Annotated in this window: 26 protein-coding genes; 12 read left to right on the plus strand and 14 right to left on the minus strand. The window is 63.8% G+C overall.

All coding sequences use genetic code 11. The features are described 5' to 3' along the window. Positions 1–183 precede the first annotated feature (183 nt). A complete protein-coding gene (locus JOF28_RS02140; RefSeq protein WP_209704264.1) occupies positions 184–474 on the plus strand; it encodes a DUF4193 domain-containing protein in 291 nt (96 codons plus the stop codon). 118 nt (positions 475–592) lie between these two features. Here JOF28_RS02140 and JOF28_RS02145 read toward each other — a convergent pair whose 3' ends face one another. Further along, positions 593–1,060: a DUF3093 domain-containing protein gene (locus JOF28_RS02145; RefSeq protein ID WP_209704265.1), complete on the minus strand. Its 468-nt coding sequence runs from the start codon at positions 1,058–1,060 to the stop codon at positions 593–595. Positions 1,061–1,142: 82 nt separating this feature from the next. Between JOF28_RS02145 and dut the strand changes: the two genes are divergently transcribed. From dut to dxs, 5 genes are all read left to right on the plus strand, one after another. After that, positions 1,143–1,595: a dUTP diphosphatase gene (gene dut, locus JOF28_RS02150; RefSeq protein WP_209704266.1), complete on the plus strand. Its 453-nt coding sequence runs from the start codon at positions 1,143–1,145 to the stop codon at positions 1,593–1,595. A gap of 63 nt (positions 1,596–1,658) precedes the next feature. After that, the gene (locus JOF28_RS02155; protein WP_209704267.1) at positions 1,659–2,336 is read left to right on the plus strand and encodes a DUF3710 domain-containing protein; all 678 of its coding nucleotides are present in this window, start codon (positions 1,659–1,661) and stop codon (positions 2,334–2,336) included. Then, positions 2,333–3,148 carry a DUF3159 domain-containing protein gene (locus JOF28_RS02160; RefSeq protein WP_342452051.1) on the plus strand — a complete coding sequence of 272 codons (816 nt, stop codon included), beginning with the start codon at positions 2,333–2,335 and terminating at the stop codon, positions 3,146–3,148. Before JOF28_RS02155 ends, JOF28_RS02160 begins: the two co-directional genes overlap by 4 nt. Positions 3,149–3,210: 62 nt before the next feature. Continuing rightward, positions 3,211–5,880 (plus strand): aconitate hydratase AcnA, encoded by a 2,670-nt coding sequence (acnA, locus tag JOF28_RS02165; protein ID WP_209704268.1) that lies wholly within the window; start codon positions 3,211–3,213, stop codon positions 5,878–5,880. Between the two features lie 120 nt (positions 5,881–6,000). Then, positions 6,001–7,914 carry a 1-deoxy-D-xylulose-5-phosphate synthase gene (gene dxs, locus JOF28_RS02170; protein ID WP_209704269.1) on the plus strand — a complete coding sequence of 638 codons (1,914 nt, stop codon included), beginning with the start codon at positions 6,001–6,003 and terminating at the stop codon, positions 7,912–7,914. Positions 7,915–7,986: 72 nt separating this feature from the next. Here dxs and JOF28_RS02175 read toward each other — a convergent pair whose 3' ends face one another. The 5 genes from JOF28_RS02175 to JOF28_RS02190 all read right to left on the minus strand — a co-directional run bounded on the left by JOF28_RS02175 (position 7,987) and on the right by JOF28_RS02190 (position 12,060). Continuing rightward, the gene (locus tag JOF28_RS02175) at positions 7,987–8,865 is read right to left on the minus strand and encodes a M23 family metallopeptidase (RefSeq protein ID WP_245189831.1); all 879 of its coding nucleotides are present in this window, start codon (positions 8,863–8,865) and stop codon (positions 7,987–7,989) included. 103 nt (positions 8,866–8,968) lie between these two features. Continuing rightward, positions 8,969–9,628, minus strand: coding sequence for a phosphoribosylanthranilate isomerase (locus tag JOF28_RS02180; protein WP_209704270.1), 660 nt, complete (start codon positions 9,626–9,628; stop codon positions 8,969–8,971). A 223-nt stretch (positions 9,629–9,851) separates the two neighbouring features. Beyond that, positions 9,852–10,346, minus strand: coding sequence for a MarR family winged helix-turn-helix transcriptional regulator (locus JOF28_RS02185; protein WP_342452052.1), 495 nt, complete (start codon positions 10,344–10,346; stop codon positions 9,852–9,854). Positions 10,347–10,348: 2 nt separating this feature from the next. Further along, complete coding sequence (locus JOF28_RS14425; RefSeq protein WP_245189832.1) at positions 10,349–10,642, minus strand: hypothetical protein; 294 nt, start codon at positions 10,640–10,642, stop codon at positions 10,349–10,351. After that, complete coding sequence (locus JOF28_RS02190; protein ID WP_245189833.1) at positions 10,567–12,060, minus strand: DHA2 family efflux MFS transporter permease subunit; 1,494 nt, start codon at positions 12,058–12,060, stop codon at positions 10,567–10,569. The genes JOF28_RS14425 and JOF28_RS02190 overlap by 76 nt, the downstream gene beginning before the upstream one ends. Positions 12,061–12,355: 295 nt before the next feature. Between JOF28_RS02190 and JOF28_RS02195 the strand changes: the two genes are divergently transcribed. Further along, entirely contained in the window at positions 12,356–12,559 is a 204-nt protein-coding gene (locus tag JOF28_RS02195) for a hypothetical protein (RefSeq protein ID WP_209704271.1), read from the plus strand. Between the two features lie 179 nt (positions 12,560–12,738). On the opposite strand, the gene JOF28_RS02200 is transcribed toward JOF28_RS02195, so the two are convergent. After that, positions 12,739–13,911, minus strand: a complete 1,173-nt coding sequence (locus JOF28_RS02200; protein WP_209704272.1) for an ATP-binding protein — start codon at positions 13,909–13,911, stop codon at positions 12,739–12,741. A 163-nt stretch (positions 13,912–14,074) separates the two neighbouring features. Then, a complete protein-coding gene (locus tag JOF28_RS02205) occupies positions 14,075–15,316 on the minus strand; it encodes a PucR family transcriptional regulator (RefSeq protein WP_209704273.1) in 1,242 nt (413 codons plus the stop codon). A 206-nt stretch (positions 15,317–15,522) separates the two neighbouring features. Here JOF28_RS02205 and JOF28_RS02210 point away from each other — a divergent pair, with 206 nt between their 5' ends. From JOF28_RS02210 to JOF28_RS02220, 3 genes are read left to right on the plus strand one after another with little or no spacing between them, the layout of a single operon-like run. Further along, positions 15,523–16,896 (plus strand): type III PLP-dependent enzyme domain-containing protein, encoded by a 1,374-nt coding sequence (locus JOF28_RS02210; RefSeq protein WP_342452053.1) that lies wholly within the window; start codon positions 15,523–15,525, stop codon positions 16,894–16,896. 31 nt (positions 16,897–16,927) lie between these two features. Further along, the gene (locus JOF28_RS02215) at positions 16,928–18,382 is read left to right on the plus strand and encodes a Na+/H+ antiporter NhaC family protein (RefSeq protein ID WP_209704274.1); all 1,455 of its coding nucleotides are present in this window, start codon (positions 16,928–16,930) and stop codon (positions 18,380–18,382) included. Positions 18,383–18,384: 2 nt separating this feature from the next. Continuing rightward, positions 18,385–19,965, plus strand: a complete 1,581-nt coding sequence (locus JOF28_RS02220) for an N-acyl-D-amino-acid deacylase family protein (RefSeq protein WP_209704275.1) — start codon at positions 18,385–18,387, stop codon at positions 19,963–19,965. 20 nt (positions 19,966–19,985) lie between these two features. On the opposite strand, the gene JOF28_RS02225 is transcribed toward JOF28_RS02220, so the two are convergent. The 3 genes from JOF28_RS02225 to JOF28_RS02235 are packed head-to-tail and all read right to left on the minus strand — an operon-like array spanning position 19,986 to position 22,527. Next, a complete protein-coding gene (locus JOF28_RS02225) occupies positions 19,986–20,777 on the minus strand; it encodes a phosphatase PAP2 family protein (RefSeq protein WP_342452054.1) in 792 nt (263 codons plus the stop codon). Further along, positions 20,774–21,613 carry a TrmH family RNA methyltransferase gene (locus tag JOF28_RS02230; protein ID WP_209704276.1) on the minus strand — a complete coding sequence of 280 codons (840 nt, stop codon included), beginning with the start codon at positions 21,611–21,613 and terminating at the stop codon, positions 20,774–20,776. Before JOF28_RS02230 ends, JOF28_RS02225 begins: the two co-directional genes overlap by 4 nt. 5 nt (positions 21,614–21,618) lie before the next feature. After that, complete coding sequence (locus JOF28_RS02235) at positions 21,619–22,527, minus strand: alpha/beta fold hydrolase (protein ID WP_209704277.1); 909 nt, start codon at positions 22,525–22,527, stop codon at positions 21,619–21,621. Between the two features lie 123 nt (positions 22,528–22,650). Here JOF28_RS02235 and JOF28_RS02240 point away from each other — a divergent pair, with 123 nt between their 5' ends. After that, complete coding sequence (locus JOF28_RS02240; protein ID WP_209704278.1) at positions 22,651–23,352, plus strand: exonuclease domain-containing protein; 702 nt, start codon at positions 22,651–22,653, stop codon at positions 23,350–23,352. Positions 23,353–23,530: 178 nt separating this feature from the next. On the opposite strand, the gene JOF28_RS02245 is transcribed toward JOF28_RS02240, so the two are convergent. Together JOF28_RS02245 and JOF28_RS02250 are read right to left on the minus strand one after the other, a co-directional pair. Next, the gene (locus JOF28_RS02245; protein WP_209704279.1) at positions 23,531–23,779 is read right to left on the minus strand and encodes a type B 50S ribosomal protein L31; all 249 of its coding nucleotides are present in this window, start codon (positions 23,777–23,779) and stop codon (positions 23,531–23,533) included. Between the two features lie 134 nt (positions 23,780–23,913). Further along, positions 23,914–24,699: an ABC transporter ATP-binding protein gene (locus tag JOF28_RS02250; protein ID WP_209704280.1), complete on the minus strand. Its 786-nt coding sequence runs from the start codon at positions 24,697–24,699 to the stop codon at positions 23,914–23,916. Positions 24,700–24,760: 61 nt separating this feature from the next. On the opposite strand from JOF28_RS02250, the gene serB reads away from it, so the two are divergent. Beyond that, entirely contained in the window at positions 24,761–25,399 is a 639-nt protein-coding gene (gene serB / locus JOF28_RS02255) for a phosphoserine phosphatase SerB (protein WP_209704281.1), read from the plus strand. Between the two features lie 126 nt (positions 25,400–25,525). Here the strand turns inward: serB and fabG are convergent, their stop codons facing one another. After that, on the minus strand, positions 25,526–26,236 hold the full coding sequence (fabG, locus tag JOF28_RS02260) for a 3-oxoacyl-ACP reductase FabG (RefSeq protein WP_209704282.1): 711 nt from the start codon (positions 26,234–26,236) through the stop codon (positions 25,526–25,528). Between the last annotated feature and the right edge of the window lie 40 nt (positions 26,237–26,276).

Here is a 26,276-nt window from a genome sequence, read left to right on the forward strand (position 1 = left end):
AAACACGCATTGACGCGGCGCGTGAGCAACATACGTCTCGATTTTGGTTACTGTGACTTCGCCCCACACTACGCGCACAGTGAACTCACTGTCTCAGAGTTTGCGCAAAGGGGCAGATATAGGGCAGACTATGGCCGCTCGAGACTTGAGGTGCCGACACACGGCACGGGATTGCAGGAGAGAATGGCCACCGATTACGACGCCCCGCGCAAGACAGAAGAAGACGCCGAATCAATTGAGGCGTTGAAGGAGCGCGGCCCCGTTAAGGGAGCCTCGGGTTCTGACACCGAGGACGCAGACAACCCGAGTTTCACGATGGGCGGAACTGATCTGTCTGACGTCGATCTCGACGTTGTTGTGCTGCCGCAGCAGGATAATGAGTTCACGTGCGTGAGCTGCTTCCTGGTTCGCCACCGTTCACAGCTCGATCACCAGACCGACATTGGTCCGGTGTGCGCTGAGTGCTCAATCTAAATCGCGCTAGCGATTTAGGCACGAAGCGCCGGCACTACAGTGCCGGGAGCGCTCAATGTGAATCACGAAGGCCCGCGATGGAATTTCCATCGCGGGCCTTCGTGTTGCTACCTGCTGGTTACTTGCTGGCCTGAATGGCATCAATCAGCTTCTGCGGGTGCCTGGTCGTGATGATCCAATGCGGTGCCGGATCAGCCGGGTCAATGTTCTCAATACGTACCCCGCGGTGAATCCAGCCGCGCACGAGCATGAAGGTGCGTGCGTCGAGCCCCGGCCCGATCGCCTGGCGCAGTCCCTCTGATCCAAGAGCTTCTGCCTCACCCAGCTGCGCCACCGGAATACTCGCGTGGCCCGCCGTGAGCGTGCCGCCCTGCACCGTCACCACGGGGGCGAGCAGCAGCAGCGTAATCACCGCGATCAGGTAGACCGCGATACCCACGGGCCAGGCGATCCCGCTCTCGATGGGGGTGATCACCAGGGCCACCGCCGGTATCGCCAGCACCAGGGCCACAAAAATGCCTGGGCCTGGAACCAGGCGCTCTCGGTATGTGGTCTGCTGGGGCGTCGCTGCGGAGTCACTCGTCATACCTCTAGTATCTCGCGCCTCACCTGACAATCCTGGTGACGGGGTACACCGTGCCCTGAGCCCGATCCGGTAACCTATTGGCGTGACTGATGTCGTAACTATTCCGTTCCTTGCCGAGAGTGCGCCGAGCTATGCGCACCATGATGATGCCGGCGCCGATTTACGCGCTTCCGAGGCGGTCTCGATTGCACCGGGGGCCCGCGCGCTCGTGGGCACGGGCGTCTCGATCGCGCTGCCCGAGGGCTACGCGGCGTTCGTGGTGCCGCGCAGCGGCCTGGCCGCGAAGCACGGCATCACCGTGTTGAACGCCCCCGGCACCGTTGATGCTGGCTACCGCGGCGAGGTGAAAGTCACCCTGCTCAATACCGACCTTGAACGCCCGTTCGAGGTTGAACCAGGTGACCGCATCGCACAGGTCATCATCATGCCCGTTTCACGCGCCGTATTTGTACCCGTGGCAGAGCTGCCCGAGAGCGCGCGCGGGGCGAACGGCTTCGGTTCAACCGGCATCCGCGACGGCGCTTCAGCCTCGTAGGCGCACCCACTTACGCACGATCCATTCCGCCTCGAGCGGTATTTTCAGGAAGCGAAACAGAACATGACAGAGAACCAGAGCCCCGCAGACAAAGCGGCCGATGAGGTCGCACTGCACGATGGCGCCGATGCCACTCCCGAGGTTGACGATTCAAAATCTGCGCCGGCAGACCGCGCCGAGGCGGGCCCCTTTGACGCTTCAGAGGTTCCCGCAATGCGCCCCTACGTCGACCTGGGCGGCGTGAAGGTAGCTCCGCGCGAGGGGCTGCAGCTGCGCCTCGAGGTTGATGAGCGCGCCAACCGCGTCGTCGCCGTATCGCTGGAGTACGCAGAGTCACTGCTGCAGGTGCAGGCGTTTGCGGCCCCCAAGACGACGGGCCTGTGGCACGGCGTGCGCGGCGAGCTCGCACAGCAGTTCGCCACCCAGGGTGCAGTCACGAGCGAAGAAGCAAGCGCGCTCGGCACCGACCTCATTGCTCAGACCCCCGTGCCCGCTGACCAGGGCGGCGGCGTACGCCCCGTACGGTTCGTCGCGGTCGACGGCCCCCGCTGGATGCTGCGAGGCGTCATCATGGGCAAGGCCGCGGTTGACGCCGAGGCGCTGGCCAACGTGGTCGACCTGTTCCGCGAGATCGTCGTGGTGCGCGGCGACCACCCGATGCCCCCGAGCGAATTGCTGCCCCTCAAGGTGCCCGCCGGCGTGCAGGCACCTCAGCAGCCCAACACCGCGCAGCAGGCGTGAGCGAGGCCCCGTCGCAGCCCGAGGCTTCGGTCCGCGAGCCCGAGGCGGGCGCAATGCATGATCCGGATCCCCAGACGCCCGAGCGCGCCCGGGCGCTGGGCGGCATGGCGCACGCCATTGGGCGGGTGACCGAGGGGGAGTCGCTGTCGTCTCGCGGGGTGATGGGCGCGATTGGTGGCGTGCGGGGGATCATCGAAGCGGTGGCTCCCGGGCTGCTGTTTCTGATCGGCTTTACCATCACGCGAGATCCGAAGATCTCGTCGATCGCTCCGGCCGCCTTTGTGGTGCTGGCGATTGTGGTGCGGCTCGCCCGACGCGAGAACGTCACCTCAGCCATTTCTGGTGCGCTGGGGGCCGCCGTCGCGGTCGCCGCCACTCTGATGACCGGCCGCGGTGAGAACTTTTACCTGCCCGGGTTTTTGACCAATATCGCCTGGGCCCTCGGTCTACTGATCTCGCTTGTGGTGCGGTGGCCGCTGTTTGGCATCATCTACGGTTTTGCGACCGGCCAGGGCAACTCGTGGCGCACAAATCGGCCGATTCGCCGCGCTGCGATCTGGCTCACCGTGGTGTGGCTCGGCATGTTTGTGCTGCGCCTCGCCGTGCAGTTGCCGCTGTATTTTGCGGCCCGCGCCACCGACGATGCCGGGTTTACTGACGCGCTGGGCGTCGCCCGCCTCGTCATGGGTCTGCCGTTGTTCGCGCTCGTTGTAGTCGTCACCTGGGTCGTGCTGAGTGGACTGCATCGTTCATCAGATGAAGTTAGTGGCGATATCGTTGACAGTACTGGCGAAAACACCCCCACCCCGTAAGGGACTGGGTCGCTAAATCAGTGTAGAGTTATCTCGACATCGAGATATTTTGGAGGAGCCTCATGGGAGCAGTAAACAGCTTCGACGCAAAGAGCACCCTCGCAGTGGGCGAGAAGGAATACGAGATTTACCGCATTGACCGGGTCCCCGGTCACGAGCGGCTCCCGTACAGCCTGAAGGTGCTTCTTGAGAACCAGCTGCGTACCGAAGACGGCGCCAATGTGACAAAGTCGCACATTGAGGCAATCGGTAGCTGGGACGCAAACGCTGAACCCGATACGGAGATTCAGTTCTCCCCGGCTCGCGTCATCATGCAGGACTTCACGGGCGTGCCCTGCATCGTCGACCTCGCGACGATGCGCGAGGCCGTCACCAACCTCGGTGGCAACCCCGACTCGATCAACCCGCTGGCACCTGCCGAGCTCGTGATCGACCACTCGGTTATCTCTGATGTGTACGGCCGGGCTGACGCCGCGGCTCGCAACGTTGAGAAGGAATACCAGCGCAACGGTGAGCGTTACCAGTTCCTCCGCTGGGGCCAGGGTGCGTTTGATGACTTCAAGGTCGTTCCCCCCGGGACCGGCATTGTGCACCAGGTCAACATTGAGTACCTGGCACGCATGACCTTCACGCGCGACGTCGATGGCGTCACGCAGGCATACCCCGACACGAGCGTCGGCACCGACTCGCACACGACCATGCAGAATGGTCTGGGCGTATTGGGCTGGGGCGTTGGCGGCATTGAGGCAGAGGCAGCCATGCTTGGCCAGCCCATCTCGATGCTCATCCCGCGCGTCGTGGGCTTCAAGCTCCTCGGCCAGATCCCCGCCGGTGTGACCGCAACTGACGTGGTGCTCACCATCACGCAGCAGCTGCGTAAGCACGGCGTGGTCGGCAAGTTCGTTGAGTTCTACGGTGAGGGTGTTGGCTCAGTGCCGCTCGCAAACCGCGCAACCATCGGCAACATGAGCCCCGAGTTCGGTTCGACCGCCGCGATCTTCCCGATCGATGAGATCACGCTCGACTACATGCGCCTCACGGGCCGTGAAGAAGAGCAGATCGAGCTCGTCAAGGCGTACACGCAGGCCCAGGGCATGTGGCACAACCCCGCCGTTGAGCCCGAGTTCAGCGAGTACCTCGAGCTCGACCTCAGCACGGTTGTGTCTTCCATCGCTGGCCCCAAGCGCCCGCAGGATCGCATCGAGCTGTCGCGTTCGAAGGATCAGTTCGAAACTGACCTGAAGAACTACGCACCCGCTTCGAACCCCGCGCAGGTCACTGACGGCGAAGGCCGCGAGTTCACGATCGATCACGGTGCGGTCACCCTCGCCTCGATCACCTCGTGCACCAACACGTCAAACCCCTCGGTGATGCTCGCCGCTGGTGTGCTCGCACGCAACGCGAACGCACTCGGCCTGAAGCCCAAGCCCTGGGTGAAGACCACACTGGCTCCCGGCTCCAAGGTAGTCACCGACTACTACGAGAAGTCAGGCCTGAAGGACGATCTCGATGCCCTCGGTTTCTACACCGTCGGTTACGGCTGCGTCACCTGCATTGGTAACTCTGGCCCGCTGAACGAAGAGATCTCGCAGGCAGTCAACGACAACGACCTCGCGGTCACCGCCGTACTGTCGGGTAACCGTAACTTCGAGGGTCGCATCAACCCCGATATCAAGATGAACTACCTCGCGAGCCCCCCGCTCGTCGTAGCGTACTCACTTGCCGGCTCGATGGACTTCGACTTCGACGTTGAGGCGCTCGGCCAGGATCGCGACGGCAACGACGTGTTCCTGCGCGACATCTGGCCCGACCCCATCGAGGTACAGACGATCGCCGATGCGTCGATCGACCCCGAGATGTTCCGCTCCAAGTACGCCACCGTCTTCGATGGTGACGAGCACTGGACCAGCCTGCCCACCCCCATCGGCAACACGTTCGAGTGGGATGAGAAGTCGACGTACGTGCGTAAGGCACCGTACTTCGATGGCATGAAGCTCGAGCTGACCCCGGTCACCGACGTTGAGGGTGCACGCGCCCTCGCACTGCTTGGCGATTCGGTCACCACCGACCACATCAGCCCCGCAGGTAGCTTCAAGGCTGAGACCCCGGCCGGCCAGTACCTGGTTGAGAACGGCATCGCGCCGAAGGACTTCAACACCTACGGCTCACGCCGCGGTAACCACGAGGTCATGATTCGCGGTACGTTCGCAAACATCCGTCTGCGCAACCAGCTCCTCGACAACGTTGAGGGCGGCTTCACGCGCGACTTCACGCTCGAGGGCGGCCCCCAGTCGACCATCTACGATGCATCGAAGAACTACCAGGCCGCAGGGATCCCGCTCGTCGTGATCGGTGGCAAGGAATACGGTTCGGGTTCATCTCGTGACTGGGCAGCCAAGGGCACGAGCCTGCTGGGCGTGCGCGCGGTCATCACCGAGAGCTTCGAGCGCATTCACCGCTCGAACCTCATCGGCATGGGTGTGCTGCCGCTGCAGTTCCCCGCCGGTGAGAGCGCAGCATCGCTGGGCCTCGACGGCACCGAGACGTTCACGATCTCGGGCGTCACGCAGCTCAACGAGGGCGTGACTCCCAAGACCCTCGCGGTCAAGGCAGTCAAGTCTGACGGCGCTGTGGTCGAGTTCGATGCCGATCTGCGCATCGACACCCCGGGTGAGGCAGATTACTACCGCAACGGTGGCATTCTGCAGTACGTACTCCGCTCGTTGGTATAACCTACGTAGCACACGAACGCCGCCCCTGTCCCGCATTCGCGGGGCAGGGGCGGCGTTCGTTTCGCGGTAGACTGTGGGGATGCGCGGGCCTGGTGGCTCGCAGGGAAATGGAGTGTACGGGTGGCGATTCTGGACCGCATTGAGTCTCCTGCAGACCTCAAGTTGCTGACGCATGAGGAATGCTTGATGCTCGCCGCCGAGATTCGGGAGTTTTTGATCTCGGAGGTCGCGAAAACCGGTGGCCACCTCGGCCCCAACCTGGGCGTTGTTGAGCTGACGATGGCGCTGCATCGGGTGTTTGATTCACCGCACGACCCCATCGTGTTTGACACGGGGCATCAGAGCTATGTGCACAAGATCCTCACCGGCCGCAAAGACTTCAGCGGCCTACGCCAGCGGGGCGGCTTGGCCGGGTACCCGCAGCGCTCTGAATCAGAGCACGACATTGTTGAGAGTTCACACGCGTCAAGCTCGTTGAGCTGGGCCGACGGTATCTCGCGCGCGTTCACCCGCACCGGGCAGCTCGACCGCAGCGTGATCGCTGTCGTGGGTGACGGTGCGCTCACCGGTGGCATGACCTGGGAAGCGCTCAATAACATCACCGATGATAACGATCGCAACCTGGTGATCGTCGTCAACGATAATGGCCGCTCGTATGCCCCCACCATCGGCGGCATGGCTCGGTTCTTGAACGGTGTGCGGTCAAAGGGCAGCTACCGCGATCTGCAAGAGGGCAGCGAGAAGCTGTTCTCGCGCCTCGGTCAGCCCGGTCGCACCCTCTACCGCGGTGCCCGCGGAGCGCTACACGGCTTCTTGAGCCGCGCCAGCAACAATGATCACCTCTACTCAAACCTTGATATCAAGTATCTGGGCCCCATTGACGGCCACGATCTCTCAGCGGTCGAGGAAACCCTCAGACAGGCAAAGGGCTACGGTCGCCCCACGCTCGTGCACGTGATCACCGAAAAGGGATACGGGTACGCCCCTGCAGAGAATGATCTCGCCGATCAGTTCCACGCGATCGGCAAAATCGATCCCGATAGCGGTGAACCTGTTTCACCCTCGGCTGGCCTCAGCTGGACGAAGGTGTTTCGCCAGCACCTCGCCGATATCGCCGACGTTGATGAGCGTGTCATCGCCATCACCGCCGCGATGCTGCAGCCGACGGGTCTCGATCTGCTCGCTGAACGGCACCCCGAGCGCGTCATCGACGTGGGTATCGCCGAGCAGCACGCGGTCACAAGCGCCGCCGGTCTCGCGTATGGCGGCCTACACCCGGTTGTCGCGGTCTACGCAACCTTCATGAATCGCGCGCTCGATCAGTTGATGATGGATGTCGCGCTGCACCGCGCCGGCGTGACCTTCGCGCTCGACCGCTCAGGCATCACCGGCCCCGATGGCGCGAGCCACAACGGGGTGTGGGACCTTGCGACACTGCAGGTGGTTCCCGGGATCCGGATCGCCGCGCCTCGCGATGCCGCGACGCTTCGCGAGCTGCTCAGCCAGGCCGTGAAGATTGATGATGGCCCGACGGTCATTCGTTACCCCAAGGGCTCTGTTCCCGAGGATCTCGTGCCGCTCGAACGGCGCGCAGATGGCGTCGATGTGCTGAGCGCCGATACACCAGGTGTCGACACTGACGTGCTGTTCGTCACGGTCGGCCCCATGGCGTCGGTGGCGCTTGAAGCCGCGGCACTGTTGCGCGCGCAGGGGATTACCTGCACGGTCATTGATCCGCGCTGGGTGGTTCCCGTCGCTGCCTCGGTCGTTGAGATCGCGCGCTCGCACCGACTGCTCATCAGTATTGAGGATGGCATTCGCGTGGGGGGAGTCGGCACGCGTATTCGACAGGCGCTGCGCGATGCGGGCGTTGACACCGCAGTGAGTGAGCTGGGCACCCCCGACGAGTTCCCCGATCATGCCTCACGCGACGAACTATTACTCGAAGCTGGATTGACCGCAGCACAGATCGCTCAGAACGTTGAGGAACAGGTGCGTGGCCGCAGGATTCCGATCGCCCGCCCCGAAGCGTAATCACTGCGGATACTACGAGAGCGCCCTCCGGGCAAGATTCTTGCTCGGAGGGCGCTCTCGTGGGTGAGGCTGTTAAGCCGTGGCGTCGGCGGGTGTCGCAGCGCCCGCTTCAACCGGCTTGGCGACCGTGCGCGGCGTAGTGTTGTACTTGGCGAGAAACTCCATCGGTTCGGCTGGCTCGTCGTTGATGCGCACCGCAAAGTGCAGGTGAGCGCCAAAGGCCATACCGGTCGCGCCGACCTCGCCCACGAAGTCGCCCATCTTGATGTCTTCGCCGACCTTATGATCGTGCGAGCCATCAACCATGTGGCAGTAGCGCGTCGATACCTCTAGGCCGTCAATCTCGTGATCGATCTTCAGGCCAAAGCCGCAGCCGTCATTCGCGAAGCCTGCTTCGACGATGACGCCGTCTGCGACCGCCTGGATCGGCGTGCCCGAGGCTGCCGCAAAGTCTTGTGCGTCGTGGAACTGCTCGACGGGCGCCGTGCGGTAGCCATACGGGTCGGTGAGCATGACCTGTCGCGCGAAGGGGTAGTTCACCCACACCTTTGGGTTGAATTCATACGATGCTTCGGTCACCTCGGCCGTGGCCACACCCGCAACCTCGGCGAACGAATCGGGCAGATCGCCGACGGCGGTTTCGGAGAAAAGCTCCTGCTGGGCGAAAAGCTCTTGCTGAGCCGCAGCCGAGACAGCGACCTCGTCTTGGCTGGCGATCGGCATCACCGCGACAAGCGCGAGGCCCGAGACACACACCGAGGCGGCAGCCGCAGCAAACTTCTGGCGGGTACTGCGCGGCTTGCGCGGGGGAGCGAGAGCGGGAGCCGCCGCCGGTACATGCGTGCGACGGGGAACCCGAAATGCCATCTCATCGCCTGCGTTGCGCAGGGAGGCCCGCAGACCCTTACGAGTGGGAGCATCTATGGGGGGTTCGGGAGGTGCGTCAGTCATGCAAGCTTTCAATAGGCGGACGTGTACGAGTTCGTCACGATTTAAATATAACGATCAGATTACAGTGTAGTTCTGAAAAACACCAGAATCAGATATTATCTGTTCACGCGAGCGGCACACTGCGCGCCTGCGCGATGAACTGTTCAATGAGTTCGGCGCTCTTCATGCCCGGGGCCATTTCGACGCCGCTTGAGACATCAACACCCGCGGGCGAGAGATCCGCAATAGCCGCGGCGACATTTGCGGGGGAGAGCCCGCCGGCGAGTAGCCAGTGGTCACCAAACTCTTGGGGGGCACGATCGCCAAAGTCCCAGCGCTCACCCGATCCGGGTGCTGAGCCATCGAGCAGCAGCCGTTCTTCGCCCAGCTCACCCGGCACAATGTGGGGGAAGTGGGCCAGTGAGGCCGCTCGCCACACCCGCGGAATGATCGCCTGCGCGGCCGCCACGTCTGCTGCGGTGTACTTGCCGTGCAACTGCAGCACGTCAAAGCCAAGCGCGACCGCACGCTGGGCAGCCTCTTCGGCAGCCATCTTGTTCACCACGAGCACGGTGTCGACAGCGGGCGTTGCGGCACAGGGCTGCCCGGTAGCCGGCGACTCCTGACGCACAGCGGCAATCACCGCTCGCGCTTCAGCATCGGTCGCGTGCCGCGGGGTGCCTGGGCTCATGACGACCCCAATGGCCTGCGCGCCAAGCTGCACAGCGAGCTTGGTGAGCTGCGGATCGCGCATGCCGCAGATCTTCACATAGGGGGAGTCCATCCCACCATTCTACCCGGGCCGTGCTACGGGCCCGACCGGGCTTAGGTGCGGCGGCGGGTATGACCCGTACATATAAAACGACCCCGGCTGAGCGCTAGTATCACTCGAACCGGGGTCTGACCAGACCACCCAGGCGAGTGGGTGATCGTGGCTAATATCAGTCTATCTTGCTTTCGCGGTGGCTCTTGACCACCAGGGGCTGTGACCCAACTATCGCGTGCCGCTAACCCTGATCTTGGTTAAACCTGCGCAGCCCGATCTTGAGCTGCTGCAGGTCTTCGACACTCCAGTCAGTGAAGCGCTCACGATAGGTCTCAGCCCACCGCACCCGAATCCCGTCAAGGAATTCAACGGCTTGATCGCTCGCGGTCAAACACACCACGCGGCGATCTTCAGGAGTAGCTGCTGCGTCGACGAGCCCCAGCTCGCGCAGCTTCGTGATCTGCCTGCTCACCAGCGCTTTATCCATATCAAGCAGCTGGCACAGCTCGGTGGCCGTGGTCGATCCATTGCGCCGAATCACCTGCAGCATCGCGATGCCCGCCTTCTTCAACTCGGGGTGAAACTCTGCCGCGTACCTCGCCCAGCGACCCCGCACGAACGCCACCGTTTCAGAAAACTCAGCGATGATCTCTGGCATCAGGGTGTCACGTGGGGGAGTCGCGGGTTGAAACGGAACCGCGGGAAGAAACGGAACCGCAGGTTCTGGCGTGTTCACGATCAGCGCGAGTCGCGACCCGTGGGCGGGTTCTCACCGCGATCACGCTCGGCCGCTGCGCGCTCGGCGGCGTCGACGTCAATCATAGGAATCGCACCGGTTGAGACCTCCACGAGCGTCGCACCAGCAGACTCGGCGGGCAGTTTCTTTGACTGCTCGGCGAGACGCTCAGCGTTGCTTTTCGAGCTCAGCGGAATGTTGGGCAGGAAGATAATTGCGATCAGCGTGACGAGCGCCAGGGGAGAGACCGCGAAGAACACGTCACCGATGGCGTGACCGTAGGCATCTTCGACCACCGAGCGCAGTGGCTCAGCAATTTCAGAAACCTTCGGCAGTGCACCGCTCTGCAACGCTTCAACGCCATCAAGCGCATCGGGTGTGTCTGCGCAAGCTTCGCGATGCCTTCGTTAAGGAAGGTCATCACCTTGTGCGCCAGCACGGTGCCCATGATGGACATGCCCACGCTGCCGCCAATGGTGCGGAAAAACGTGACGGCCGAGCTCGCGGCACCCATCTGAGTGGGGGCCACCGTGTTCTGCACGATGAGCACGAGATTCTGCATGGTCATGCCCACGCCACAGCCCAAGATGAACATTGAGACGCCCACGTACCACATGTCGGTGTCATAGCGCAGCTGGCCCATCATGACCGTACCGATGACGAGGCAGACGCCGCCGATAACCATGTAACGCTTCCACTTACCGGTGCGCGAGATGATCTGGCCGACGAGGGTTGATGATCCGAGCAGACCGCCCATCATGGGGAGCGTGAGCAAGCTTGATTCGATCACCGAGCGCCCGCGTGCCAGCTGCATGTACTGACCCAGGTACACAACCGTCGCGAACATTGCCACGCCCACCGAGATGCTGGCGATGGAAGCCAGGGTGAAGGTGCGGTTCTTGAACAGCGTGAGGGGGATGAGGGGCTCTTCGACCTTCATCTCCACGATTACCGCGGCCACCAGCATAAGCACACCGGCGCCCACCATCACGAAGGTCTGCCATGACATCCAGTCAAACTCAGACCCACCCAGGGTGATCCAGATCAGCAGACTTGAGAAGCCGGCCGAGATGAGCACTGCGCCTGCGTAGTCGATCTTGATCTTGCGCTTTGCGGTGTTGAGGTGCAGGGTCTTTTGCAGCATGATGATCGACACGATGGCGATCGGCACGGCCACATAGAAGTTCCAGCGCCAGCCGACGGTGTCCGTCAGCAGGCCTCCCAGTAACGGGCCACCCACGGTCGCGACTGCCATGATCGCGCCCATAATGCCCATGTACTTGCCGCGCTCACGAGGGCTCACAATTTCAGCGAGAACGATCTGCACCAGGGCGCCGAGGCCGCCCACACCGAGGCCCTGAAGCACGCGGAAGGAAATGAGCCACGTCGGATCGTGTGCCATGCCCGAGAAGATGGATCCGAGCGTGAAAATCACCAGTGCCGTCTGAATCAGCACCTTCTTGCTCGTGAGGTCGGCGAGCTTGCCCCAGATGGGAGTGCCGATCGCCGATGCGAGCGAGGTCGCCATTACGACCCAGGTGTATGACGCCTGTGAGCCTCCGATGTCTGCAATAATGACCGGCATTGAAGTGCCGACCACATTCATTGCAACCATGGAGACAAACATGCTCATGAAGAGGCCGGTGAGCGCGAGGTTGAGCGCGCGGCCGGTGAGTATTCCGTCACCGGGAACGGAGTTTTTGGAACTGGTCATTCGGGTAAAAATCCTCGCTGGGTTCAAAGGGGAGTGTTGTGCCCGAGCCGAACGCACGCTGACGCCAGGTAGCGAGAGGGAGCGGCCCGTGAAATCTAAACGAACCGATGCGGGTCACCCCACGAATCATTCGTTGACGAAAGTCAACTATACGCCATTCGTTGACTTAGGTCAACCACCTCGGGTTACTGGCCTTGTGGCATGTCGCTCACGAAATAATCCTTTCGATGACTTGGCCCAGCTGGGCGAACCTGGGTGTGATCTCGAGAACTCATCAATCATCACGAAAGACGGAATGAAGCTTGACATTGGCCCCGTGGCGAGCGTTGGCGTATCAAGCGCGTGTTGTTCGGCTCAGAACTCGGAGGTTTCGTACCTCTTGGTGAATTGGGGTGTTCCTGGCATCGCAGTGACGCGCACCGAGAATCGCAAGGCCGAGACCTGGGGCAGCTCACGCCAAGCCATCGAGTTGCAGGCCCAGCAACGCGCACTGCGGTAGCCGCAGAAAACGGTACAGGTGGGTCAACCACAAGAGGGGCATTTCCCTTAAAGCTGACATAATATAGATTATCGACTCAGTGACGAGAAGTGGAAATGAGCCGGTTTGAGCCGCATTGGAGTTGTGTGGTGAGCTGGCATGATCCGGATCAAAAGACAGCTCACCATACATAGCCGGCGTCAGTCCAGCGCTGGCGGCGGAGGGAAACCTGCGTCGAGACTCAGGCCATCGATGCGGTCGAGCCTGGCGTTGGCAGCAATCAGGTTGCGCAGATACTCGCGCAGGTACGGGAACTTAATATCGACGTACCCGTAGCCCGCCTCCTGAATCAATCCGGCAGCCAGCAGCCTGGCGCGATACATCGACGCGTACCCCGGCTCAACGTTGCCCATTCTGACGCGAATATCTTCAGAACGGCTCGGGCCATCGTCACGTGCCATGGCCGCCAAATAGCTGCGATCCACACGCGATAGCCCAGATAGCGCCGGCTCGTGAATAAATGCGCCCATCGATCGCCGGGCCTTGCGATGCCCGGTCTCAGCGTCGATCAGTGAAATCTCGCGCGCATCAGGTGTGGCCCGCCAGGCAATATCGCCGATGGACTGCACGAGAAACGGGTATCCCTGCGCCGCTCGGGCCAGATACTCGAGCGTCGCGTCACTCGCCGCGCGACCGTGTTCAACGATGGGCTTTTGAAACGCTGAGATCGTTTGCTCATACGACAGCATGCCAATCGTGACGTGCGCGCAGCGGCGCAGAAAGGTTGATGAACTGTCGGCAAGCAGGCCTTTCACTTCGCCCTGCACCCCGGCGCCCATGAACGCCACCTCGGCGTCTTCGCGCACGAGGTGTTGGTACTCCCCCGCAAATACGCCAATTTCGGCGGCCGAGGCCGAAGACACCTCATCGAGCGTAAACAACAGGCCGCCGCGGCCCGCCTGCAGGTCAAGGATCTGCTTCACCATGCCGCGAAACGTGGGCGTTTCAGTGCGGCCATCAGGGTATTCCACCGAAATACTACCGAGAGACGCGAGCGAGACCCCGGTGATGCGAAAGGCTGGGCCCGGCCTGAGCCGCTGCAGAATTTGCGGCAGATGTACGCCCACGATGCGTTCGAAAAAGCCGCGCGAGGCGGTCTCAGACACGACCTGCCAGCCGGCCTCAGCGGCCAGATCCTCGCCGTGGTTCAACATCACCGTTTTGCCGACGCCGCGCAGCCCGGTCATCAAGATGCCGCGCTCCTGGGGCCACTGCCCCACCTCGAGACCAGACTGCAGCTGAATCAGGGCGTCGGTGCGTCCCGCCAGAAATGGCGGTGATTTCCCAAACCCCGGGCGAAACGGACTGTCCATGCTGGCCTCCTTGCAATGCCCCCAGCGTAACAGAAACTTGATTTATATGTTTTATATCTCAGATTAGCTTTATATCTTTTATATCTTGATCAGGATGTTAGGGCCTCGATGTGCCTGGCCGATTCCAGCCCACCACGCGCGGCCAAGACCCAGGCTGCGCCGGTTAAGACCGGGCTTCGTTATGGATCCCCGGGTTCGCCAGAAACGCCACCATCGTTCGCAGCGCACTCACGGGCTCATTGAGGTCAATGCCCGAAAGCACCCTGATGCGTTCTAGGCGCGTACGCAATGAATTCTCATGGATCCCCAGCTGCCGCGCCGCCTGCGACAGGTTGCCCCGGTGCTCGAGCGCGGTTAGTACCGTCGGCAGCAGCCCGCTGTGGTGTACGCGATCGTATTCGGCGAGCAGCGTGAGCAGCTCGGCAAGGGCCGCGCCATGCGGGCGCAGCGCATCACCCGCCCGAATCAACGCGAGCGCATCTGCGACATCCGCTCCCCCGGCAATACGCAGCCCGCGTGCATCAGCAAGCGCCGGCGCCCCCAACTTGAATTTCAACGCGCGCAGCGTCTCTCGCGCCACCGCCGCCGATTCATGCAGGCTAAACACCCCCGATACGACCGACCCCACACCGATGGGAAGATCCTCCGAGGTGTGCACGGCCCGGCCGAGGCGGGCGCGCAGCTCATCGGTCACGCGGGCCTGTGTCTCGACCGGATGCCCCGGGCGCAGCGCCTCGGCAGCAACCACCGAGTGCACGGGCAGCACCGAGAACAGCACACCGTCAGACAGCACGCTGCGCTCCTCGGGAAACCCGACTGACAACGACAGCCGTAGTGCTTCAAGATCCTTGGAAACGACCGCCGACGCAATCACCACGTGGTCAAGGTCGGGCCGTAGCCCCAGCATCGCGGCGGGGACTGCCGCCTCGGTTGTGCCCTGCAACAGCGCGAGCAGGGCGCTTTCTCGTCGGTGAACGGCCAGCGCCGCATCGCGCTCCAGTGTTTCTGCGGCTTGTTCAGCTGGGCCGGTCTGGTCATGCGCCGAGATGCGCGTGAGCGAGGTCAATGCCCGAATCAACGCGTCCATCGTCACCCACGGTGATCGCCGCAGTACGACCGGTGTGACCGGTGCGCCCGTCATGCTCAGCCCGGCCGCAGTGTCTGGCTGCACAACCAGGGCCGCCGCACCGCCGCATTCTGCTTGTATCTGCTGCAGTTTATGAGCGTCGTCGATGACGGTCATTACCAGCACGATGCGGTCGGTGTAATCCGTGGGTGTGCCCGGCTGATAAATTTCTAGCCCAGTCACGGGCCGCTGAAGCGCCGCCTCGTCTGGCGTCGGGCCCAGCGGAATAAGCAGCCCCTCGGCGGGAGCGAGCACAGCTTCCAGACGCAGCGTATCCATCTGAGCAGCGTAACTCTTTGGCCAGCAGGCTGCACGAACATCGTGAACTTGTGCGCGTTCTGGCTTGTTTGAACACAGAACCCTGTGTGGTGTGCGCGCTGAGACCAGGGCCAGCGCTGCTTCACCTCAGTAATGCACAGTTGCCACCCTGATATTCATCAGAAACGGAGGGGCCGGTGAGCGCGCGGCCGACGTAGCCTGACATTGTGCTCACCACATCATCGCTTGCTCCGCAAGACATCGATCTCTCGTCACCACTCCTTTCACTGCACCCCATCACCAGCCGGCGCCAGAGCGTCTTGCCCGAAGTGGCCCGTCGCGGGCTGCTCACCGATGCCGAACCGTTGTGTGCGGTGATCGATCTCGATACGCTCGACGAACTCGTTGCGCAGTTACAGCGCGCATATCCCGCTCATGTGGTCGCGTTGCACACGGTGGCAGCCAAGTCTCTCGCGCTGCGCCCCGTGCTCAAGCACCTGGCCGAGCTCGGGCTGGGCTGCGAGGTGGCGAGCCCCGGGGAACTGCAGATCGCGTTCGCCGCGGGCTTCCCCGCGCACCGCATCATCTATGACTCCCCCGCCAAAACCGTCTCAGACATTGCTGAGGCGATCTCACACGGTGTTCACTTCAACGTAGACAACTTTGAAGAGCTCGCCCGCGTCGACCGTGCGGTGACGGCCTGGCACGGGCCGCTTCCCCGCATCGGTTTTCGCATTAATCCGCAAAGCGGGGCCGGCAGCATCGAAGCGATGAGCACGGGCACCCCCACATCGAAGTTTGGAATCGGGCTCGCCGATTTTGAGCAGCGCATCATCGACGCCTATGTGGCGCGCCCCTGGATGACACAGGTGCACGTGCACTCGGGCTCACAGGGCGTCTCGCTGCAGCACACCGCGGGCGATATCGCGGCGGTCGTGCGGCTCGCCGAAAAGGTCGAAGCGGCGGCCAGCGAACAACGCATCAGCACGATCGATGTGGGCGGTGGGCTCAGCGTCAACTTCCAGTCAGACGAGATCACGCCCACCTTCGACGACCACGCGCGTGCCCTCCATGAATATGCGCCCGCACTGTTCTCGGGAAAGTACCGCATTGCGACTGAGTTTGGCCGTGCACTCACCGCGAAGGCCGGAATGCTGATTGGGCGGGTGGAGTACGTCAAACAGGCCGGCCCCCGCACGATCGCGGTCACCCCCATCGGGGTGCAGGTCGCCACGCGTACGGTGTTCATGCCCGATGCCTGGCCGCTCAGGGTCGAAGTGTATTCGCCTGAGGGCGTGCCCCGATCCGGAGCTCACCACGCCTACGATATTGCCGGGCCCGCCTGTTTCGCAGGCGACCTGATCGCCACGAATCGGCAGCTCCCTAAGATTCATGCGGGCGATCTCATCGCGGTGCCCGACACGGGCGGGTATTACGCAACCAATCACTTCAGCTATAACTCACTGCCCAGGCCAGCGGTTTACACCACTCGCGCCGGCACTGGTACCGGCACCCGCTCGTTCCAGATTGCGCGCCGGGCCCAGCTCATCAGCGAAGTGGTTGCCGAGGCGGGAGAAGCCCGCCTCATCGATCTGCCCTAACCCCATCACTCCCCCACTGGAAGGCCGGTCAATGCAGACCACCACCAAGCCCATCATTGCGCGGGGCGCGCCCCTGCCCTGGCACCGCCCCATGAACCTGTTTCGCATCGTGATCGCCATCGCCGGCATCGTGCTGGCGATCGTGGTGTCGCCCGCAGTGCGTGCCGCCGCGGGCGCCGGTGGCAGTGACCCGGCAGCGCTGTGGGGCCTGATGCCGATTGCGCTGTATGCCGTGCTCGCCATTTCTGGCATGAGTATTTTGGTGTCGACGCTGGTGGCGTTGGCCGCCGCGTTGCTGCTGAATTTGCCGACGCTGTCGCAGGCTGGCGACATGCTGGTCGGTTCGCTCACGAACCAGGTGACGATCATCGGGTTCATCATCGCGTTGGGCGCGGGAGTGGGCGGGGTGCTGCGCGAGACCGGAGTGGCCCAGGTGATTGTGGGCGGGGTACTGCGCCTCGTGGGGCACCGCGGCCCGCGCACCGTCGCGCTCGGCATTATGCTCGCGTGCCTCGTGCTCGTCGCGTCGCTCGGCACCCTCGCCGGGGCACTCGCGATCGCAGCGCCGCTGTTGATCCCGGTCGCCGCTCGCTTGGGCTACACCCGCATCGCCACCGCCACACTGATGTTCGTTGGTGGCTGTGCGGGGCTCGCGCTCGCCCCCTTCGCGGGCAGCAACGTCGCGATTATGCAGGCCGCAAACGTGGGGTACGGGCAGTATGTGCTGTACGGGGCCGGCCCGCTGGCGGCCCTCACGCTCGCCGTTGGCCTGGTGTGGGTGCCCATCGTGCAGAAACGCAGCGCCCGCGCGGGCAACTTTTATTCCGCCGAAGAAGCTGCCGACACGAGCGCTCCCATCACAAGCTCCTCGCGCCGCGCCACGGTCGTCTTCGCCGGCCTGCTGGTGGTGCTGGTCGCCGTCGCGATTGTCACTGGCGTCGGGTTGATCTTTCCGCTCATGGCGCTGCCACTGCTGGCGATCGCCACGGGCATCGGCGCGAAGCTCCCCCTCAAACGCTGGTTCGCCGCGATGGGGCGCGGCATGTGGAGCATGGCCGGGGTGTTCGCCATGTTCTGGCTGCTCGCGGTGCTGTTTCTGATCATCGACCGGCTGCAGCCCTTCGATACCGTGCTCACGCTGCTCGGCCCACAGCTGCAGTCGAGTTCACCGTTTCTGTTCACACTCATCGTGGCCCTCATCGGCTGGGTGGGCGTGCCCGGTGCCACCGCGGCCCAGGTGGTGTTGATTGACAAGGTGTTTGGTCCGCTCGCGGGCGAAATGGGCGTGAGCGCCGGATCCTGGGTAATCGTGCTGCTGTTTGCTTCAAAAGCTGACACGTACGGCCCGTTTCCGAACCCCAACATGGTCAGCACGATGGGGCTGGCCCGCTCAAAGAACTTACGAATGATGTTGCTGACGGGGTGGATGCTGCTGGTGCCCGCGACCCTGATGTACGCCCTCATGCTGTTTCTCGAAACGAGGTAGCCATGTTTGATTCACTCATTACAAACGCGCTGATTGTCGATGGCTCAGGCGCCGCCCCCTTCTTGGGGAGCGTGGGCGTGCGCGACGGCCGGATCGCGGCGGTCGGCGCCGAGCGCGAGCTCGCGTTCGCAGCGGCGAAGTCGACCACTGATGCGGGCGGCGATGTGGTTGCGCCCGGCTTTATTGATTTGCACTCGCACGCCGATTTTTCGGTGCAGGGTTCGCCCGCCGCCGAAACCCAGCTAATGCAGGGCATTACCACGGTCGTCACGGGTAACTGTGGCGCGTCAGCGTTTCCCACCCGCAACCTCGACATGCTGCGACAGGCGAGCGCCCAGTTTGATTCGGTGTTCGACGGCGAGTGGAGTGACGCGGCGGGGTTTGCGCGGGTCACCAATTCGCACCGCCCCGGCGTCAACCTCGTCACGCAGATCGGTCACACCTCGCTGCGTGCCCATGTATTAGGCATGGCGAACCGCCCGGCCTCACCCGAAGAGGTGGCGCAGATGCAGGCAGAGATTCGGCTGGCGGCTGCGCAGGGCGCGCGCGGTTTCACCACGGGTCTCGTCTATGCCCCCGGGTCATACGCTGACGCTGGCGAGATCGAAGCCCTCGTGCGTACCGCGGCTGAGGCCGGCCTGCTGTATTCCTCGCACTTGCGCAACGAATCTGGGCAGCTGATTGCGGCGGTCACCGAGGCCATCGATGCCGCTGAGGCCACCGGTGCCAGGCTCGAAATCTCACACCTCAAAGCCATGGGCCCCGCCCAGTATGGGCTCACCGCGCAGGCACTCGAGCTGATCGACGCCGCGCAAAGCCGCGGAGTGGATGTCGCCGCTGACGTCTACCCGTATACGGCGTCGAGCACGACCCTGACGTCGAGACTGCCGGCCTTCGCGCTCGATGGCGGGCCGGCGGCCCTGTTGGCGCGGCTCGCAGACCCGACCGAACGCGGCAGGGTCGCGGCCGGCCTTGCCGCCAGGTTTGGGTACGACGTCGACCCCGCGGGGGTGCGCATCGCCGACCTGGGGCCGGTGACCGGGTCAGACTATCGCTGGGCCGTGGGCCAGTCGCTGACCGAGATCGGTGAGCAGCTCGGGTGCAGCCCCGAAGAAGCCGCGCTTCGCGTGCTTGCGGGGCACGGTGCCGCCGTCGCAATCGTGAACCATGCCATGGCCGAGGCCGACGTCGCCGCGGTACTGCAGCATCGACTCGTGTCGGTCGCAAGTGACGGGTGGACGCTGTCAGCCGCCGGCAGCGGAACACCGCACCCGCGCTCGTTCGGCACGTTTGCCCGGGTGCTCGGAACATATGTGCGCGAACTCGGGCTGCTGAGCCTCGAGGAAGCGGTCAGAAAGATGACGTCGCTTCCTGCCTCACGCATCGGGCTGACCGATCGCGGCGTGATCGCCCCGAATAGTGTTGCCGATCTGGTGCGGTTTGATCCGGTGCTGATCACGGATCATGCCACCTATACCGACCCGTGGCAGCTCGCCACAGGGGTCAGCCAGGTGTGGGTGGCCGGGCAGCCCGCGGTGACGGGCGGCGCGGTTACTGGGGAGCGCTACGGCGCGGTGCTGTAGCTGCCGGGCTCGCGAGCTTGTTAGCGGCCCGAGCTGAGCAACAGCAGCGATCGGCTGGCGAGCGCGCTAATGCCGATGCCGCCGAACTGGCCAGCGCTCAGCATGAGATCGGGGCTCTCCCCCATCCACGCGCCCAGCGCGAGTGCCACGCCGCCGGCGACCAGCACCCAGCCGCACATCGCGAGGCCCACCGAGACGGTGCGGCCCATGATGGGGGCGCCGCCGCGTGCAGTGGCGGGGCGCAGCAAACACGCGAGCGAGAAGGCCAGCGCACCCAGAGCGACTCCCCCGAGCACATCGCTCGGGCGGTGCCAACCGTAGGCGAGCAGCTGCCAGCCCGCGGCGCCCAGCAGCACCGCGCATCCCAGGGTCACGAGGGCGCGGCCCCGTGAGGGTACCGCCCAGATGAGGCCCGCGGTCAAGACGGTAAACACCGTCATGTGGCCGCTCGGAAAGGTGTTGGGCAGGTCAAGCGCGAACAGTTCGGGCCTGGTGAGTAGCTGCTGCTTCAGCAGTTGCGAGGCCACGATCGCGAGGGCCGGCACGATCGTGACGACCGCCGCACGCCGAATGCCGTGCACCGCGAGGGCAACCACGCCGATGATCAGCAGCGCAACCGCGACGCTCGGAATCGATACGAGGTTGAGCGGTGGCGGCGGTGACGTGGTGAATTCTGCCGCGTCGAGCACGCTGTCTTCGGCGCGCTGGCCGAACTCGTTGCGCACCCCCAACATGTAGGAGCCCACGCCCACGGCGGCCCAAAAGATGGAGAACCACAGGGCGCCCCGGCGGCCCACCCGCGACGCGCTCACCGCTTGGATCCGCTCTGCTTGCTGCGTGCGTCGCCTGTGCGCACCGCCCACAGTGCAAGTGAAGCCGCGGTCGCCACGTTCAGCGAGTCGACCCCATGTTCCATCGGAATCACGACCGACTGGGTCGCCGCCGCGAGGGCGCGCTCGCTCAAGCCGTGACCCTCAGATCCAAACATCAGGGCGAGGCGCTCAGGCACATGGTCGACGTAGCTCGCGAGGTCTTCGGCGTCGTCGCGCAGCGCGAACGCCGTGAGCTCGTACCCGGTTTCCTTAAACATCGGGCCCGCCTGCGTCCAGCCGGGAAGCCTGGCCCAAGGCACCTGCAGCACGGCGCCCATGCTCACGCGCACGGCGCGACGGTAGAGCGGGTCGGCGCAGGTGGGGCTCAGCAGCACGGCATCGGCGCCCAGCGCCGCGACGGCACGGAACACCGCGCCCACGTTCATGTGGTCTGCCAAGCCCTCGAGCACTACGACGCGGCGCGAGTTCTGCAGCAGTTCGAGCGGGTCGACGGGTGCGGGGCGGTGCATCGACGCGAGTGCGCCGCGATGCATGTTGAACCCGGTGAGCTGCTCCAGCTGCTCAGAGGTGCCGACGTAGACGGGCACCTCGGGGTATTCGGCGAGCAGCGGCTCCAACTGCTCAAGCCAAATCTCGAGCAGCAGCACTGAGCGCGGGCGATGCCCGGCCCGCAGCGCGCGCTCGATCACCTTGGGTGACTCGGCCAGGTAGAGCCCCTCTGCTGGCTCCAAAATGCGGCGCAGATTAACGTCGGTGAGCTGCGTGTAGTCGCGCAGCTCAGGGATCGAAAGATCGGTGATGTGAATAATGTTCATGCGGTCTACTCCCCCGCGTGAGCGGTTACATCGTGATGTTCGAAGGTATCGCCCTGGCCGGTCAGATGCCAGATAACGTACGCGACCGTGTCTTGAACCGCTTCATAGTGCACCAGGTGACCCGAATCCGGGATCACGCGCAGCGTGGAACCTGCGATGCGGCGGTGCAGCTCGAGTTGCTTGGCGAGCGGGGTAATATCGTCGCGTTTCCCCGCAATAATCAGGGTGGGCATGGTGTACACCGCGGTCGCTTCGAGCACCGTGTGTGACACCGAGGCGCGAAACGCGTCAAGCAGCGTCTTCGCGTCAGAAAAACTACTGAAGTAGGCGGCGTGCTGCCCCTGGATCCAACGGCGCAGCTCACGGTCACGTGTCTTCGCCATCACCTCGGTCATGCCGCGCACGATGAGGCCGTTACCGAGCAGGGCACGGGCCGGCGTCTCGGGCAGCCAATCGGCCACGCGGTAGTAGCCGATCGCGAGCTGCGTGAGCACCGCCTGCGGCCCCTCGAGCGCGGGGGCCGAAATGGGATTGATCAAGATCGCGCGCACCGGATCAAGACCGGCCTGCAGCGCGGCCGTCACCACCAGGGTGCCAAATGAATGGCCCAGGATCGCGAACTTCTCGGGAGCGACCTCGCGTGCGAACGCGCACAGCCACTCGCCGTACAGCGCAATATCGTGTGTGCGGCCGGGCACCGCTGGCGTCTGCCCAAAGCCGGGCAGATCGGGCACGAGAATGCGCACGCCGGGCTGCTGGCGGGAGAGTTCTTCGGCGATACCGGCTAGACCGTGGTGATCACCGCGAAAGCCGTGCACGAAAATGATGGTTTCACCATCATCGGGGCCGTGCTGCCACACTCGGGTGGGCACGCCCAACGTCTGAACGGTCAGTGTTGGTTGGGCATTAGTCACACAGCTATCGTAGCTTCCGCCTCTGACAGGGGTCTGGACTCCCCCGCGTGCTGCCCGTGCGCGCGTTGCGCATCGGGCGTGTCAGGGGTGGCCGGTAGCATCGAGGTAACGAAAGGATTTGCCGTGACCAATACTCTCCCCCTCTGGGCCACGCACCTTGCCGTGTTTGACACCGAAACCACCGGCGTCGACACCGCTGAAGCACGTATCGTGAGCGCCGCCGTAGCCCTGCTCGGCCCCGCAGGCGAGGTCCTTGAACGCTATGACTGGCTGATTGATCCGGGCGTTGAAATCCCCGAAGGTGCCGCCAATGTGCACGGCATCACGACTGAGATTGCGCAGTCCAGCGGCATGGCCGCGGGCGTGGGCGTCGCGCAGATCGTCGCGCAGCTGCGCGAGATGATCGATCGCGGGTACCCGATCGTCGCGTATAACGCACCATTTGACCTCAGCCTCATGGCCGCTGAGGCTGCTCGCCACGGAGTGGCCTGGCCTGCCGAGGTCGCCCCCGTGCTTGATCCGCTGCTGCTTGATAAGCAGTTTGATCGATACCGCAAGGGTAAGCGCACGCTCGAGGCCACCGCGGCGCACTACGGCGTAGAGCTGGGTAACGCCCACGACGCCGGCGAAGACGCAATTGCGGCGGGCCGCGTGATGCAGGCCATCGCGAAGAAGTACGCCGACGTCGCGCCGCCCGAGCTCGACGAACTGCACCGCGCCCAAATTGGGTGGGCGGTCGCCCAGGCCGAGAACTTCCAGGCCTACATGCGCCGCGCGCGCGACCCGCTGTTTGTCGCTGACGGCCGCTGGCCGGTGCGCGGCTAACTGCAGTTCACGCAGCGCGTGCGCTGCGGCAGGTGTCTTGAGCCTGGCCGATGCCCCATGGGGCGGCGGCCAGGCTCAGTGCTTTCCCGAGGCATCTCGATCCTCAGGCACCGCTAGAGACAACAAAACAGCGGCCAAACCCCGAAAGGTTTGGCCGCTGTTTGTATACAGCAGCTGCTTACGCGCCGAAGGCCTTGAAGCGCTGGTTGAACTTCTCGACGCGACCGGCCGAGTCCATGATGCGCTGCTTGCCCGTGTAGAACGGGTGCGAAGCGCTCGAGATCTCTACGTCAAGAACGGGGTACGTTTCGCCGTCGAGCTCGATCGTCTTGCTGCTGGTCAGCGTGGAGCGCGTGAGGAACGTCTCCCCCGACGCCAGGTCGCGGAACACGATTGCGTTGTACTCGGGGTGGATGTCGGTCTTCATGAGTGTCCTTAAAAAAATCGCGTGGTCATGGTGCGACGCGCGCACCGAAGCGTATGCGGTTTCCCGCGCCAATGTTCAACTCTATCAGAAAGAGTGAATGCATTTACCCACCTCACGGCGGGCGTGTCGAGAAACTAGGGTCGAGCGGTCGCCGCGTAGCGGCCGTTTGCCTCTGCCAGCTCAAACTGCATGCCGAATGTCACCTCGAGATTCTCGGCGGTCAGCGTCTCAGCAATCGGGCCAGCGGCCTGCACCTTGCCACCGCGCATCATGAGCACGTGGGTGAACCCCGGCGGAATTTCTTCCACGTGGTGGGTCACCATGATCATGGCGGGCGAGTACGGTGAACGCGCAAAGCCCGAGAGCATCTGCAGCAGGCGCTCACGCGCCCCCAGGTCGAGGCTCGCGCTGGGCTCATCAAGCAGCAGCATCTCCGGGTCGGTCATCACGGCGCGGGCGATCATGGCGCGCTTCTGCTCGCCATCGCTGAGCGTGCCGAACGTGTTGTCAGCGAAATCGGCAAGATCCCACTCGGCAAGCACGCGCTCGGCCTGACGCACGTCAATGCTGTCGTACTGCTCGTTCCAACGCCCCTCAACCGAGTAGGCAGCGGTCAGCACCACATCGCGCACCAGTTCGTGTGCGGGGATGCGGCGCGCCGAAGCCGACGACACAAAGCCGATGCGGGTGCGCAGGTCAAACACGTCAACCTTGCCGAGGCGTTCGTCGAGCACGTCGACGCTGCCCGTGGTGGGGTAGTCGGCTGCCATCGCGAGCTTCATCAGCGTGGTTTTTCCTGCCCCGTTGGGGCCAAGCACCACCCAACGCTCAGAATCTTCAACCGACCAACTCACGTTATCGAGAATCGGGCGTTGATTTCGCACGTATGAAACATCGTTGAGGCGCAGCACGTTGGTCATGTTCTTAGCCTAACGAGTTCACCCGTGCGGCAGGGTGCGGCACGCTGCATAGACTGGGAGCATGACAGTGTCTCCCCTTGTTGTGCTCGATTGTGATTCCACCACCATTCAGGATGAGGTGATTGAACTCATCGCCGATGCCGCGGGTAGCCGCGCGGCCGTCGCCGAGGTCACCGAACGTGCCATGCGCGGCGAACTCGACTTCGCCGAGAGCCTGCGTGAGCGCGTCGCCACACTGGCCGGCACCGCCGATACCGTGTTCGCCGACACATATGCGCGCATTCGCCTGACCCCAGGCATTCGTGAACTGGTGGCCGAGGTGCACCGCCGCGGCGGCAAGGTGGGCGTCGTCTCTGGCGGCTTCCACGAGGTGCTCGACCCGCTCGCGAAAGAGCTGGGGCTCGATTTCTGGCGCGCCAACCGCCTCGAGGTGGTTGATGGGGCACTCACCGGCCGCACCGTGGGGCCGATCATTGACGCCTCAGCCAAGGCCGACGCCCTGCAGGAGTGGGCCACAGACAGCGGCATCGCGCTTTCGGCAACCGTCGCCATCGGTGATGGAGCGAATGATCTCGAGATGATGAAGGTCGCCCAGATCGGCGTGTCTTTCAACGGCAAGCCCGTCGTCGTCGAGCGCGCTGACGAGGCCATCGAGGGCGATCTTGCGCTCGCGATCCCGCTGCTCGATCGCCTGAGCTAGGCCTGACCGGGCAAAGTCCCCAAGAAAACGAGTGGGTGGCAAACTGTGCCTGCCACCCACTCGCGAGGCTGTCTGCCTCGTGCTGATCCGGATCATTGCCGACCCGGCCCCAGCCTCAGTTCGTGCCTAGTGCCCCATGCCCAGGCCACCGTCGACCGGAATCACGGCGCCCGAGATATAGGCGGCGTCGTCGCCCGCGAGGAACGAAGCAACGCCCGCGATCTCTGACACCTGCGCGAAGCGCGCGGCGGGGATCGACGCGAGGTACTTCTGCTGCTGCTCTTCGGGGAGCGCTGCGGTCATGTCGGTTTCGACGAATCCGGGGGCGATCACGTTGGCGGTGATGTTTCGTGACCCGAGCTCGCGCGTCAGTGACCGCGCAAAGCCGACGAGCGCGGCCTTTGACGACGAGTAGTTGATCTGCCCGGGTGAGCCGTACAGGCCGACGACGCTCGAGAGCATGATGACGCGCCCGAAGCGACCCTTGAGGAAGCCCTTAGCTGCACGCTTCACGACGCGGAACGTGCCCGTGAGGTTCGTGTCGATGACGCTCGTGAACTCTTCTTCAGACATGCGCAGCAGCAGCGTGTCCTTCGTGATGCCGGCGTTGGCCACCAGCACCTCGATCGGGCCGTACTCGGCCTCGACCTGCGTGAACGCGGCGTCGATGGATGCCGCATCGGTGATGTCGGCCCGCACGGTGAGCGCGCCCTCGGGGCCTTCGCCCGAACGTGCGGTCACGGCGACCCGGTGGCCATCGGCGAGCAACCGCTCGGCAATTGCGTACCCAATGCCGCGATTGCCACCCGTGATGAGAACGGTGCGCGAGGTAGTCATAGAGATCCTTCCGTCGATGAAACTTGGCTCCAGCTTAGTG

The organism is Leucobacter exalbidus, assembly GCF_017834145.1.
Lineage (GTDB): Bacteria > Actinomycetota > Actinomycetes > Actinomycetales > Microbacteriaceae > Leucobacter > Leucobacter exalbidus.

What these genes read in the sequence shown, in the direction of transcription:
- JOF28_RS02140 (WP_209704264.1), top strand. Translation starts at nt 184, where the DNA reads ATGGCCACCGATTACGACGCCCCGCGCAAGACAGAAGAAGACGCCGAA.
- JOF28_RS02145 (WP_209704265.1), bottom strand. Translation starts at nt 1,060, where the DNA reads ATGACGAGTGACTCCGCAGCGACGCCCCAGCAGACCACATACCGAGAG.
- JOF28_RS02155 (WP_209704267.1), top strand. Translation starts at nt 1,659, where the DNA reads ATGACAGAGAACCAGAGCCCCGCAGACAAAGCGGCCGATGAGGTCGCA.
- acnA (WP_209704268.1), top strand. Translation starts at nt 3,211, where the DNA reads ATGGGAGCAGTAAACAGCTTCGACGCAAAGAGCACCCTCGCAGTGGGC.
- JOF28_RS02175 (WP_245189831.1), bottom strand. Translation starts at nt 8,865, where the DNA reads ATGACTGACGCACCTCCCGAACCCCCCATAGATGCTCCCACTCGTAAG.
- JOF28_RS02180 (WP_209704270.1), bottom strand. Translation starts at nt 9,628, where the DNA reads ATGGACTCCCCCTATGTGAAGATCTGCGGCATGCGCGATCCGCAGCTC.
- JOF28_RS02190 (WP_245189833.1), bottom strand. Translation starts at nt 12,060, where the DNA reads ATGACCAGTTCCAAAAACTCCGTTCCCGGTGACGGAATACTCACCGGC.
- JOF28_RS02195 (WP_209704271.1), top strand. Translation starts at nt 12,356, where the DNA reads ATGAAGCTTGACATTGGCCCCGTGGCGAGCGTTGGCGTATCAAGCGCG.
- JOF28_RS02200 (WP_209704272.1), bottom strand. Translation starts at nt 13,911, where the DNA reads ATGGACAGTCCGTTTCGCCCGGGGTTTGGGAAATCACCGCCATTTCTG.
- JOF28_RS02205 (WP_209704273.1), bottom strand. Translation starts at nt 15,316, where the DNA reads ATGGATACGCTGCGTCTGGAAGCTGTGCTCGCTCCCGCCGAGGGGCTG.
- JOF28_RS02215 (WP_209704274.1), top strand. Translation starts at nt 16,928, where the DNA reads ATGCAGACCACCACCAAGCCCATCATTGCGCGGGGCGCGCCCCTGCCC.
- JOF28_RS02220 (WP_209704275.1), top strand. Translation starts at nt 18,385, where the DNA reads ATGTTTGATTCACTCATTACAAACGCGCTGATTGTCGATGGCTCAGGC.
- JOF28_RS02230 (WP_209704276.1), bottom strand. Translation starts at nt 21,613, where the DNA reads ATGAACATTATTCACATCACCGATCTTTCGATCCCTGAGCTGCGCGAC.
- JOF28_RS02245 (WP_209704279.1), bottom strand. Translation starts at nt 23,779, where the DNA reads ATGAAGACCGACATCCACCCCGAGTACAACGCAATCGTGTTCCGCGAC.
- JOF28_RS02250 (WP_209704280.1), bottom strand. Translation starts at nt 24,699, where the DNA reads ATGACCAACGTGCTGCGCCTCAACGATGTTTCATACGTGCGAAATCAA.
- serB (WP_209704281.1), top strand. Translation starts at nt 24,761, where the DNA reads ATGACAGTGTCTCCCCTTGTTGTGCTCGATTGTGATTCCACCACCATT.
- fabG (WP_209704282.1), bottom strand. Translation starts at nt 26,236, where the DNA reads ATGACTACCTCGCGCACCGTTCTCATCACGGGTGGCAATCGCGGCATT.